The organism is Flavobacterium sp. LM4, from assembly GCF_002017935.1.
Taxonomy (GTDB): domain Bacteria; phylum Bacteroidota; class Bacteroidia; order Flavobacteriales; family Flavobacteriaceae; genus Flavobacterium; species Flavobacterium chungangense.
Genome location: NZ_MUFW01000001.1, coordinates 2049559 through 2061750 on the forward strand (window position 1 = coordinate 2049559; position 12192 = coordinate 2061750).

The window sequence follows — 12192 nt, forward strand, 5'->3', positions numbered from 1 at the left end:
TGAGCTTATTCAACTATCCTGTTAATTTGAGCAAATGAATTTTTATAGTAAGTTTCTTTTGTTGAAGAAATAATTACTCCTTTTGACGTAGAGGAGTGTACAAATTTTATTTCTTCACGGTTGACTTCTGTTATGAGTCCAACATGATTAATTTGCTTGCTTTTATTGGTTTTAAAGAAAATTAAATCTCCTTTTTTGGCATCATCAAATTTGATTATTTTTCCAATCTTCGATTGTTCATAAGAGCTTCAGGGTAGTTTTATGTTTTCTTTTTCAAAAGTAGAATATACTAATCCCGAACAGTCAAAACCAGCTTTGGTAGTTCCGGCAGCTTTGTAACGAGTACCAATATTATCAGTAGCAGTTTCAATCAAATTATTTACAATGTATTTTGTTTCATGTTTAGATTCCTTACTAACATTAGTTGAACCTGTTTTGCATGATACTGACAAAATAGAAAATAGGATTAGAAATAGTGCCTTTTTCAAAACGATAAAATTTATTGTTTTTTTAAATCTTCAACTATAAGTTTAGCAGTTTTTTTACTGGCTCCAATTCCTCCAAGTTTTTGTTCTAAGATATCATATTTCTTTAAAAGATCCTGACGATAATCCGGTGTTAGTAATTTTTGTAATTCGTCTTTAATTCTTTTTGTATTGCATTCATTTTGAATTAATTCGGTTACTACTTCTTCGTCCATGATTAAATTGACCAGTGAAATATATTTTAAGGTTATAATGCGCTTTGCAATTTGATAGGATGCCCAGCTTCCTTTATAGCAAACAACTTCCGGAACTTTGAAAAGTGCAGTTTCTAAAGTTGCTGTCCCTGAGGTTACTAAAGCAGCTGTTGAAGATCGAAGTAAATCATATGTTTTATTCGAAATAAATTTGATGTTTTTATTCGAAATAAACTGTTGGTAAAAATCAAAATCCTGACTAGGCGCACCTGCAATTACAAATTGATACTCTTTAAAGTCATCAACAACGCTTAACATTACGCTTAACATTTTGGTAATTTCCTGTTTGCGGCTTCCGGGTAAAACTGCTACAATTGGTTTGTCACTCAATTGATTTTCTTTCCTAAAGATATTTTCGTCAAAAACAGGCTGGTTGTGAATCGCATCAATTAAAGGATGCCCAACAAATTCTACCGGAAATTCATGTTTATCTTCGTAAAAGCTTTTTTCGAAAGGCAAGATTACAAACATTTTATCTACATCATTTTTTATCGCAGTAATTCGGTTTTCTTTCCAGGCCCAAATTTGAGGAGAAATGTAATAATGAGTTTTATAATGTAATGCTTTTGCCCATTTTGCAATTCGCATATTGAATCCCGGATAATCAATAAAAATGATGACATCCGGTTTAAATTCTAAAATATCTTTTTTGCAGAATTTAATATTATTTAAAATGGTTTTTAAATTAAAAACCACTTCTATGAATCCCATGAAGGCCAATTCACGATAATGTTTTACTAAAGTCCCGCCTGTTTTTTGCATTAAATCTCCTCCCCAAAATCTAATTTCAGCTTTGGGGTCTTCTTCATATAAGGCTTTCATTAAATTAGAACCGTGTAAATCGCCAGAGGCTTCACCTGCAATAATGTAGTATTTCATGAGTAGATAGTGTTTCTTGAATAATCACCTGAATTTAATGAAGGTGAAAAATGTAATGCAAAGATATAACTTAAGTCAGTAAAGTTGAAATTGCCAAAACAATCACTGCTAAAATGACTCCGCCAGCCATAAACTCTTTGTCCTTTTTTAATAAAACCGCAAAAACGATAAGATCCAAAGTTGTGCCTAATGTGATGACTTTTCCTAAATATCCATTTTCTTTAATTGTTTGTATTCCAGTAGAAAGATCAAATTTTGTAAAAAAGGTAATGAACAAATAACTTCCAAATAAAGAAGTGAAAATCCCAATAATAAAGCCTGTAAATATGTCCTTTTTATTCATTTAGAGCCCATGTGTTTAGTTGTTGAATTGCATGATGTGCAGTTAAGTCAAATTGAACAGGAACAACAGAAATGTATCCATTTTCTAATGCCCATTCATCAGTGTCATCTCCTTTATCCTGATTTACGAATTCGCCTGAAAGCCAGTAGTAGTCCTTTCCAAAAGGCGTTTGTCGTTTGTCAAATTTTTCTACCCAGAGGGCCTTTGCCTGTCTGCAGATTTTAATGCCTTTGATTTCTTTTTCTTTTAACTTCGGGAAATTAACATTTAAAATAACACCATGAGGTAATTTTTTTTCAAGGGTTTCTAAGACTATTTTTTTCACAAATGTTTTGGCTGGCTCAAAATCAGCATTCCAATTATAATCTAGTAATGAAAATCCTATAGCCGGAATCCCTTCTATTCCTGCTTCAACAGCGGCACTCATAGTTCCTGAATAAATCACATTTATAGAAGAATTTGAGCCGTGATTTATTCCGGACACACATAAATCAGGTTTTCTCTTCAAAATTTCATTGACTGCCAGTTTTACACAATCTACAGGAGTTCCTGAGCAGCTATATTCTGTAATAGTGTCGTTTTCTTTTGATATTTTATCTAAATATAAAGTATTGTTGATAGTTATGGCATGTCCCATAGCACTTTGAGGCTTATCTGGTGCAACAACAATCACTTCACCAATAGTTGCCATAACATCAATTAAAGTTCTGATTCCGGGAGCTGAAATGCCATCATCGTTTGTTACTAATATTAAAGGCTTTTTGTTTTTCATGGTAAGAATTATTGTGAATATAAGATTTTGAAGACAAATGTAGGAACAGATTTTCTTAGAATAGTAACAAATGAACTAAAATTTGTCAACTAACTTATCTAAGCTTTTTGCGATTCAAAGATTTTCATATCTTTAACAAAAAATTATAGTAGACTTGGCTTTTTTGGCTTGGTTTTTACCATAACTTAGATTAAAAAATTGATGAATGCTATTATTAAATTTATGAAACGAAATTATAAAATCCTCATAGCCGTATTATGCTTGTCTGTAACTTTGTTTGCATTCAAAGTAAATGCAGATAAAACCATAGATCCGGATCCAAATAAAGACAAAATGCTTTTGGAGTTATTGGCCTTCGTTATAGAAAAGGGACATTATAATCCGCCACCTATAGATGATGAATTTTCAAAAGGAATTTTTAAAGATTATATTGAAGCGCTTGATCCTTCAAAACGTTTTTTCCTGCAATCTGATATTGATGAATTTAAGCAATATGAATTAATGCTGGATGATCAGTTTATTAATAAAGATTTGACGTTTTTTAATCTTACTTATACGAGATTAATGAAGCGTATGGAAGAAAGCAAAAAAAGGTATAAAGTTCTTTTGGCACAGCCATTCAATTATAATATAGATGAGACTTTTAATGCAGATTATGAGACGATTCCGTATGCAAAAAATACAGCTGAAATAAATGAAAGATGGAGAAAACAAATTAAACTCTCAACTCTTTCATCTTTAGTAACAAAACAAAAATTAGAGGAAGATAAAAAGAAAACGGATCCGGCTTATAAAATAAAATCGTTTGAAGCTTTGGAAAAAGAAACACGTGAAAGTTCTTTAAAATCTTTGGATGAGTCTTTTGGGAACATAAAAGATTTGGACAAAGGTGATTGGTTCTCGGTTTACATCAATTCAATTATGACTCGTTTTGATCCTCATACAAGTTACTTTGCACCAGAGGAAAAAGATCGTTTTGATGTAAATATTAGCGGAAAATTAGAAGGAATTGGTGCTCGTTTGACTAAGAAAAATGACTTTACTCAAATAGATGAACTAATTTCAGGAGGGCCTGCATGGAAAGGAAAACAGCTTGAAGCGGGTGATTTAATCATAAAAGTAGGGCAAGGTAATGAAGAGCCTGTAGATGTAGTAGGGATGCGTCTTGATGATGTAGTGAAAAAAATTAAAGGACGAAAAGGAACAGAAGTAAAGCTTACTGTAAAAAAAGTAGATGGAACAATCAAAGTTATTTCAATCATTAGAGATGTTGTAGAAATCGAAGAAACATATGCAAAATCAAGTATTGTTGAAAAAAATGGATTAAAATATGGTGTAATTTATTTACCTAAATTTTATATTGATTTTGAAAATAAAGATGGTAGAGATGCCGGTAAAGATATCGCAATAGAAGTTGAAAGACTTAAAAAAGAAAACATCAGCGGAATTGTACTTGATGTGCGTGATGATGGTGGAGGATCACTATCTACTGTAGTTGATATTGCTGGATTATTTATTGAAGAAGGCCCAATTGTTCAGGTAAAATCTGCGGGGAAAAAGAAAGAGGTTTTATATGACAAGGATAAAAAAATTGAATGGGATGGACCTTTGGTAATAATGGTAAATAGTTTCTCTGCTTCGGCATCTGAGATATTGGCAGCAGCAATACAGGATTACAAGCGAGGTGTTATCATTGGCAGTAAACAAACTTATGGTAAAGGTACAGTGCAAACAGTTATCGACTTAAATCAGTTTGTTCGTAATAGTGAGTTTGGAGATTTTGGAGCATTAAAAGCAACAGCCCAAAAATTCTACAGAATTAATGGTGGTTCAACCCAATTAGAAGGAGTAAAAAGTGATGTTGTTATGCCGGATCGTTATGCTTATTTAAAAATGGGTGAACGCGATATGGATAATGCAATGCCTTGGGATAAAATAGATCCTGCAAACTATACTATGTGGAATTCAAATGAAAATTTTAATCAGGCGATCCTTAATAGTAAAAACAGAATTGCTGAAAATCCTCAATTTAAATTAATTGAAGATAATGCAAAATGGATTGATGTTAAAAACAAAGAGAATACTTATAGTTTAAATATTAAAAGTTTTAAAGCAACACAAGAGCAAGTAGAAAGTGAGGGCAAGAAATATAAACCAATCGCTGATTATAAAAATAATTTAGTTTTTAAATCGTTGCCTTATGAAAATGCTGAAATTGCTAATGACGCTTCTTTAAAAGAAAAAAGAGAAGCCTGGCATCAGGCTTTGGCAAAAGATGTTTATGTTGAAGAGGCTCTGAACGTATTAGATGATTTACAGGCTAAAACCAATCTTAATAGACAAACTAATTCGTCTAAAATTAAAAAAGATAAACTGGTTAAATCATAATTTTTTGAAAATTAGTTGAATTTATAATCAAAGCTCCATATTTTTTAAAATTATGGAGCTTTTTTTCAAAAATATAATCATTGAACATGAAAAAGATACTCGTTTTATTTATAATCACACTATTTATTGTCTCTTGTAAAAAAGAGAAAAACGAAAAAGAAACACTGTTGGCACAAAATACTTTTGTTACTTCAATACAAGATGTTTCAAAAGCGGGTTATACAATCGCATATTTACCTACTTCTACAACAAAGCAAATTGTAAAACATGATTATTACACATTGTCATATAATGAAAAATTTGAGCAGGCAGAATGGGTAGCATACGAATTGAAAAAAGAGTACTTGAAAAATAATGATTTCAAAAGACCTTATTTTATTGAAGATCCGAAGGTAACAACTGGCTCGGCAGATTGGAGAAATTATAAAAAATCCGGATACGATAAAGGGCATCTTTGTCCTGCAGGAGACATGGAATTTGATAAAAAAGCATACGACGATACATTTTATACTTCGAATATTTCGCCTCAGAATCATGAATTTAATAGCGGTGTATGGAATCGCTTAGAAAACAAAGTTCGTTATTGGGCAGAAAAATATAATGATGTATACGTTGTGACGGGAGGAGTTTTGAAAGATTCTGATATAAAAATAGGAACAGAAGAGGTTTCTGTTCCTAAATATTTTTATAAAATTGTTGTGACTAAATCAGGAAAGGAACATAAGGCTATTGCTTTTTTAATTCCGAATGAAAAAAGTCAAAAAGGAATTTATGAATTTGTAGTCCCAGTTGAAACTTTAGAAAAAATGACCGGAATTGATTTCTTCCCTAATTTAAAAAACTTAAAAAGCAGTAAGGACTTTTAAATCGGCAATAGTTGATGTTGGGTTTTCTGCTTTAAAAACAAAGCTTCCTGCAACTAATACATCAGCTCCTGCTTCTGTTAATTGTTTTGCATTTTTATTGGTTACACCGCCGTCAATTTCTATTAGTGTTGGAGCGTTTTTACGGTTAATTAATGCTTTTAGTTTTCTTACTTTGTCATAAGTGTTTTCTATGAACGACTGGCCTCCAAAACCGGGATTTACACTCATAATGCAAACTAAATCAATATCATTGATTACATCTTCTAATAAATCTATATTTGTGTGAGGATTGATTGCGACTCCTGCTTTCATTCCTTCAGCTTTAATAGCTTGAAGAGTTCTGTGCAGATGAGTGCAGGCTTCATAATGTACACTTAGGATATTTGCTCCTAAATCTGCAAAAGTTTTAATATATCGATCCGGATCAATAATCATTAAATGAACATCGATGGTTTTTTTTGCATGTTTAGCAATAGCTTCTAAAACTGGCATTCCAAAAGAAATATTCGGAACAAAAACCCCATCCATAATATCAATATGAAACCAGTCAGCCTGACTGTTGTTGATCATTTCGATATCACGCTGTAAATTGGCAAAATCAGCTGCAAGAACAGAAGGAGCAATAAGTGTATTTTTCATTGTGTGGTTGTTGTGTTATTTTTTGCAAAGGTAATTATAAAAAATAAAAAACTCCGGTAATCAGCCGGAGTTTCAATCATCAATCAAAAAACGAACAGTCAATCAAACTGTTGTTTGCGTTACAAAGGTTTCATATTTCATATATCAAGTTACAAAAAATAACCTGAAACTTTAAACCTGAAACAAATATTGTTTAACCTAAATAGGTTTTAAGAATTTTACTTCTTGAGGTGTGTTTCAATCTACGGATTGCTTTTTCTTTAATCTGACGTACACGCTCACGGGTTAAGTCAAAAGTTTCTCCAATTTCTTCCAAAGTCATTGGATGTTGGTCGCCAAGACCAAAATACAAACGAACTACGTCTGCTTCTCTTGGAGTTAATGTTTCTAATGAACGCTCGATTTCAGTACGTAAAGATTCGTGAATTAATTCTCTGTCAGGGTTTGGAGATTCTCCCGAACGTAATACGTCATAAAGGTTAGAATCTTCACCTTCAACAAGAGGTGCATCCATAGATAAGTGACGACCCGAGTTTTTCATAGATTCTTTTACGTCATTTACAGTCATATCAAGTTCTTTTGCAATTTCTTCAGCAGAAGGCGGACGTTCATTAGATTGCTCTAATAGCGCATACATTTTGTTGATTTTATTGATAGAACCAATTTTGTTTAATGGTAAACGAACAATACGTGATTGTTCTGCCAAAGCCTGAAGAATCGATTGACGAATCCACCATACAGCGTAAGAAATGAATTTGAATCCACGGGTTTCATCAAAACGCTGAGCTGCTTTAATTAATCCTAAGTTTCCTTCATTAATTAAGTCAGGAAGAGTTAATCCTTGATTTTGATATTGTTTAGCCACAGATACTACGAAACGTAGGTTGGCTTTTGTTAATTTCTCTAATGCTCTTTGATCACCGGCCTTTATTCTTTGTGCTAATTCTACCTCTTCATCGGCGGTAATTAGGTCAACTTTTCCAATTTCTTGTAGATATTTGTCTAACGATGCAGTTTCACGATTGGTTACCTGCTTGGTAATTTTAAGTTGTCTCATGTTGTTGTCTCCCTATTTTTTTAAAGTGTACAAATGGTTATACGTAAGAAGATGCAAAAAAGTTACAGATGAAGAAAAAATATTTTTAAAATAATAAATCAACTTCAGAATTTATTCTTTCCTGGTAATGATCTATTTTTCGTATTGCTCTGTTAAAGAATAGATTCTGTTCTTTAATTCCGGATTGTCTCAAGGGTTTTGAATTGATAATTTGCTGTTTAAAAAACTGATGTACATTCTTGCAGCTTTCTTCATTATCAGTAATGAAATATCCTAGCAGGGTATATGGAACAAACATGGTAAGTTTTTCAGGAGTTTCTATCATCATGTTGTTATTTAATAATATGAGTTCATTATAATAGAGGGCAAAATTAGTATTAGAAGCATTGCATTTTTCCTGAATTAAATGTACAATCCTTTTTAAGTCTTTACATAATGCATTTGCACTTTTTAGATTCAGTAGCCCTGATTCATAAAAGTATAAAATTTGCTGTAAACTGCTGTTGATTGTAGTGTCATTCCAAACTTCATTTACGCTAGTATTTTCATATGTTTTTTTTAGTGTTTGCATGTATTCCGAAAAAGATTCATCGATTACGAAATTTTCAAAAGCAACTTTCTTCTGGTTTGTTTTTAAAAGATTTAACCATACAAAAGCCTTAAATTTTGATAAAATTGTACCGTCCATAAAATAAAATAGCGGAATATCTTTCGCGGAATAAAACAATGTTGTTTTTGGATTTTTGGTTAAAAATGCTATCTGTTCAGCAGATGATTTGAAATACTGCAGCATGTCCTTTAAGGTTTCAATCTCAATTGTTTTTTCGATAATAACCTTTTCTTTTTTCGAAAATAAATTGTCCAAAGAAATATTGTAATGGCTAGCTAGTTTAATGGTCTCGTCGATAGAGAATTTACTCTTTTGGGAGATTCTTCGGTGTGATGCATCGTAACTGATTTCCAGGATAGCGGCGATTTCATCTATTAACGATTCAGACTTAGAAACTTTACTTCTAATTGCTTTTAAAAAAGATTCCTGATGTTTCATAATTTGTGATAATCACAAATATAGAAAATACTTTTATTAGTTTTTGCAAATACAGATGTGATAATTGCAATAGTTTTGCTCTGTAATTTTAAAATAATCTATAATTATGAAAGCTAAATATTTCAATAAATCGGCAGATGAAAAGCTATTTTTTCTTGCTTTAAAAGAAAAAGTTAATGATAAACTCAAAGATAAAACCGTTTCGCATGGAGATGCAAGATTTTGGTTTAAAGGTTTATTTTGGACTCTAATTTGCTACTCGTCTTATTCGTTGTTATTCTTGAACAGTAATAAAACTATTTTTTGGTTTTTATATGTAGTTTTTCAATTGTCAGGATTATTGATCGGATTTAGTTTTGGACATGATGCGTCTCATGATACGGCATTCAGAAATAAAAAAGCAAATTCAGTTTTGCACTTTTTTAGTTTTCTGACAGTAGGAATTGATCCTTTACTTTGGGGATTAAGGCATATTCGGTCACATCATTTGTATGCAAATGTTGAAGGAAGTGATATTGATATAGATAAAAATCCATTTTTGAGGCTGAGCCCAACGCATCCATGGAAACCAAAGCATAAATATCAGGCATATTATGCGCCATTTGTTTATATGTTTACTTTACTGCATTCTGTTTTTATGAGCGATTGGGTGTATTTGTTTTCAGATGAATACGACTGGATGAAACGAGGAGTTTCAAAGGCTGAATTATACTTTAGATTTTTACTGTATAAAGTGTTTTATTTTTCTTTAGTGTTAGCGCTTCCGTTATTGTACGCTGACTTTTCCTGGACTTTTATTGTGTTGACTTTTCTAACCGCTAGTGCTTTTACATCGATGGTGTTTATTATCATGCTTGTGGGGACGCATTTTTTTGATGGAGCAGATTATCCACAGCCTGAGGGAGAATTTCTTGAGCATACCTGGGCGGTTCATCAATTATACACTAGTTGTGATTGGGATGCCAATAAAGGTTGGGCAAGGTTTTTAAGCGGTGGGTCAAATTGCCATGCGGCACATCATCTCTTTCCTAATATCTGTCATACTAATTATAGTGAAATAAATAAAATAATCGAAGATACGACAAAAGAATTCAAACAGCCTTATCATCATAAGACCTTATTTGAAATGATGTTTTCGCATTTTAAGCATTTACACAAAATGGGAAAAAATTAGTGTTAGGGATTAATGTAAAACCCCCAATACAAATTATGAATTGGGGGTTTTCTATGAATAAACCTTTAGTAAACTAAGATCTGATTACTCTTTTTTCTCCTCACGTGGAGGTCTTTGTAAAAGTGCTTTTCTTGACACTTTTTCTTTTTTAGTTTTAGGATCAACACCTAAGTATTTTACTTGAAATACGTCGCCCATGTTTACAACATCTGTAACGTTTTCAGTGCGCTCCCAAGCTAATTCAGAAACGTGTAATAAAACTTCATTTCCTGGTGCAGCAGTATATTCTACAACAGCTCCAAAATCTAACATTTTAATTACTTTTACTTCATAAGCTTCTCCCATTTGTGGTTTGAAAGTGATTGACTTAATTTTAGCCAATACAGCTTCAATTCCGGCAGGATCTGTACCTAAGATTTCGATAACACCTTGTTCGTCAACTTCGTTGATTACAATAGTTGTTCCTGTAGCTTTTTGTAATTCCTGAATTACTTTTCCTCCAGGACCAATTAATGCTCCAATAAAGTTTCCAGGGATAGTTCTGGTGATGATTTTTGGTGAATGTGCTTTTACATCAGCTCTTGGAGCAGCAATAGTTTCAGTTAATTTTCCTAAAATATGCAAACGTCCGTCGCGAGCCTGAGATAAAGCCTGCTCCATAATATCATAACGTAAACCATCAATTTTGATGTCCATTTGACAAGCAGTGATACCATCAGCAGTTCCGGTTACTTTAAAGTCCATGTCTCCTAAGTGATCTTCATCTCCTAAAATATCAGACAATACCGCAAATTTCTCTCCGTCAGTAATTAATCCCATAGCAATCCCTGAAACTGGTTTTACCATTTGAACTCCGGCATCCATAAGCGCCATTGTTCCGGCACAAACCGTTGCCATAGAAGAAGAACCGTTAGATTCTAAAACTTCAGAAACAATACGAATTGTGTAAGGACAATCTGCAGGTATCATATTTTTTAATGCTCTTTGAGCCAGATTACCGTGACCAACTTCTCTTCTTGAAGTTCCTCTTAATGGTTTTGCTTCACCAGTAGAGAAAGGAGGGAAGTTATAGTGTAAGTAGAATTTCTCTTCGCCTTGTTCAGATGGAGAATCAATTTGGTTTGCTTCTCTTGAAGTTCCTAAAGTTACAGTTGCCAAAGCCTGAGTTTCCCCACGAGTAAATAAAGCAGAACCGTGAACTCTTGGTAGATAATCAGTTTCACACCAAATTGGTCTGATATCTGTAGTTTTTCTACCATCTAAACGAATCCCTAATTCTAAAACTACATTACGAACAGCTTCTTTGTTTGTTTTGTAGAAATATTTACCAACTAAATCACCGTCAGCAGCTAATTCTTCTTCTGTAAATAAAGCTTTTACTTCTTCTTTTACTTCAGCAAAAGCAGCGCTTCTTTCGTGTTTTGCAGATCCGACTTTTGCAATAGCATAAATTTTATCGTATGCAGCTGCTTTTACTTTTTTGTAAATTTCTTCGTTCTCTTTCTCGCCTTCGTAAGTACGGATTTCTTTTTTACCAAAAGCTTCCTGTAAACGATATTGAGCCTGAATTTGAACTTTGATAGCTTCGTGAGCGAATTTAATAGCTTCGATCATTTCAGCTTCTGAAATTTCTTTCATCTCACCTTCAACCATGGCAACAGAATCCATAGAAGCTCCGATCATCATATCGATGTCAGACTTTTCTAATTCTTCTCTGCTTGGATTGATTACTAATTTTCCGTCGATACGTGCAACACGAACTTCAGAAATCAAGTTGTAAAATGGAATGTCTGAAACTGCTAATGCTGCAGATGCCGCTAACCCTGCCAATGCATCTGGCATAACTTCACCGTCGTGAGACATTAACTGAATCATAACTTGTGTTTCAGCATGGTAATCGTCTGGGAAAAGCGGACGCAATACACGGTCAACTAATCTCATTGTCAATACTTCGCTGTCGCTTGGGCGTGCTTCTCTTTTAAAGAAACCTCCAGGAAAACGACCTGCTGCTGCAAATTTTTCGCGATAATCTACCGTTAACGGTAAAAAATCAACGCCTGGGTTGCTGGTGCGAGCTGAAACTGCTGTTGCAAGAATCATCGTGTCGCCCATTCTTACTACTACAGAACCGTCAGCTTGTTTGGCTAAACGTCCTGTCTCGATTGTGATGCTTCTGCCATCACCTAAATCGATCTTTTCTACAAATAATTGTGGAATCATAAATTTTTTTCCTTATTGATTATACAATGGGTTTTAGTTGTGTTGTAGTGTTGTTGTGTGTAGTTGT

10 protein-coding genes and 1 pseudogene are annotated in these 12192 nt (G+C 33.2%); 3 read left to right on the top strand and 8 right to left on the bottom strand.

Annotated features, from left to right (window positions below; all coding sequences use genetic code 11):
* Nucleotides 1-5: 5 nt before the first annotated feature.
* The 4 genes and pseudogenes from BXU10_RS09170 to surE form a co-directional block, all read right to left on the bottom strand.
* A pseudogene (locus BXU10_RS09170) lies at nucleotides 6-488 on the bottom strand (C40 family peptidase).
* Between the two features lie 11 nt (nucleotides 489-499).
* Nucleotides 500-1618 carry a lipid-A-disaccharide synthase gene (gene lpxB / locus BXU10_RS09175; protein WP_078227076.1) on the bottom strand — a complete coding sequence of 373 codons (1119 nt, stop codon included), beginning with the start codon at nucleotides 1616-1618 and terminating at the stop codon, nucleotides 500-502.
* Between the two features lie 70 nt (nucleotides 1619-1688).
* The gene (locus BXU10_RS09180) at nucleotides 1689-1961 is read right to left on the bottom strand and encodes a hypothetical protein (protein WP_031454233.1); all 273 of its coding nucleotides are present in this window, start codon (nucleotides 1959-1961) and stop codon (nucleotides 1689-1691) included.
* A complete protein-coding gene (gene surE / locus BXU10_RS09185) occupies nucleotides 1954-2733 on the bottom strand; it encodes a 5'/3'-nucleotidase SurE (protein ID WP_078227077.1) in 780 nt (259 codons plus the stop codon). Before surE ends, BXU10_RS09180 begins: the two co-directional genes overlap by 8 nt.
* 201 nt (nucleotides 2734-2934) lie before the next feature.
* Between surE and BXU10_RS09190 the strand changes: the two genes are divergently transcribed.
* Together BXU10_RS09190 and BXU10_RS09195 are read left to right on the top strand one after the other, a co-directional pair.
* Nucleotides 2935-5121 carry a carboxy terminal-processing peptidase gene (locus BXU10_RS09190; protein ID WP_078227078.1) on the top strand — a complete coding sequence of 729 codons (2187 nt, stop codon included), beginning with the start codon at nucleotides 2935-2937 and terminating at the stop codon, nucleotides 5119-5121.
* An 86-nt stretch (nucleotides 5122-5207) separates the two neighbouring features.
* Nucleotides 5208-5987: a DNA/RNA non-specific endonuclease gene (locus BXU10_RS09195; protein ID WP_078227079.1), complete on the top strand. Its 780-nt coding sequence runs from the start codon at nucleotides 5208-5210 to the stop codon at nucleotides 5985-5987.
* Here the strand turns inward: BXU10_RS09195 and rpe are convergent.
* The 3 genes from rpe to BXU10_RS09210 all read right to left on the bottom strand — a co-directional run bounded on the left by rpe (nucleotide 5964) and on the right by BXU10_RS09210 (nucleotide 8731).
* Nucleotides 5964-6626: a ribulose-phosphate 3-epimerase gene (gene rpe, locus BXU10_RS09200; RefSeq protein ID WP_078227080.1), complete on the bottom strand. Its 663-nt coding sequence runs from the start codon at nucleotides 6624-6626 to the stop codon at nucleotides 5964-5966. The genes BXU10_RS09195 and rpe overlap by 24 nt on opposite strands.
* Before the next feature lie 193 nt (nucleotides 6627-6819).
* The gene (locus BXU10_RS09205; RefSeq protein WP_007804760.1) at nucleotides 6820-7683 is read right to left on the bottom strand and encodes an RNA polymerase sigma factor RpoD/SigA; all 864 of its coding nucleotides are present in this window, start codon (nucleotides 7681-7683) and stop codon (nucleotides 6820-6822) included.
* 85 nt (nucleotides 7684-7768) lie between these two features.
* Nucleotides 7769-8731: a hypothetical protein gene (locus BXU10_RS09210; RefSeq protein ID WP_078227081.1), complete on the bottom strand. Its 963-nt coding sequence runs from the start codon at nucleotides 8729-8731 to the stop codon at nucleotides 7769-7771.
* A 106-nt stretch (nucleotides 8732-8837) separates the two neighbouring features.
* Here BXU10_RS09210 and BXU10_RS09215 point away from each other — a divergent pair, with 106 nt between their 5' ends.
* Nucleotides 8838-9905: a fatty acid desaturase gene (locus tag BXU10_RS09215; protein ID WP_078227082.1), complete on the top strand. Its 1068-nt coding sequence runs from the start codon at nucleotides 8838-8840 to the stop codon at nucleotides 9903-9905.
* 84 nt (nucleotides 9906-9989) lie between these two features.
* Here the strand turns inward: BXU10_RS09215 and BXU10_RS09220 are convergent, their stop codons facing one another.
* Nucleotides 9990-12125 carry a polyribonucleotide nucleotidyltransferase gene (locus BXU10_RS09220; protein ID WP_078227083.1) on the bottom strand — a complete coding sequence of 712 codons (2136 nt, stop codon included), beginning with the start codon at nucleotides 12123-12125 and terminating at the stop codon, nucleotides 9990-9992.
* Nucleotides 12126-12192 lie beyond the last annotated feature (67 nt).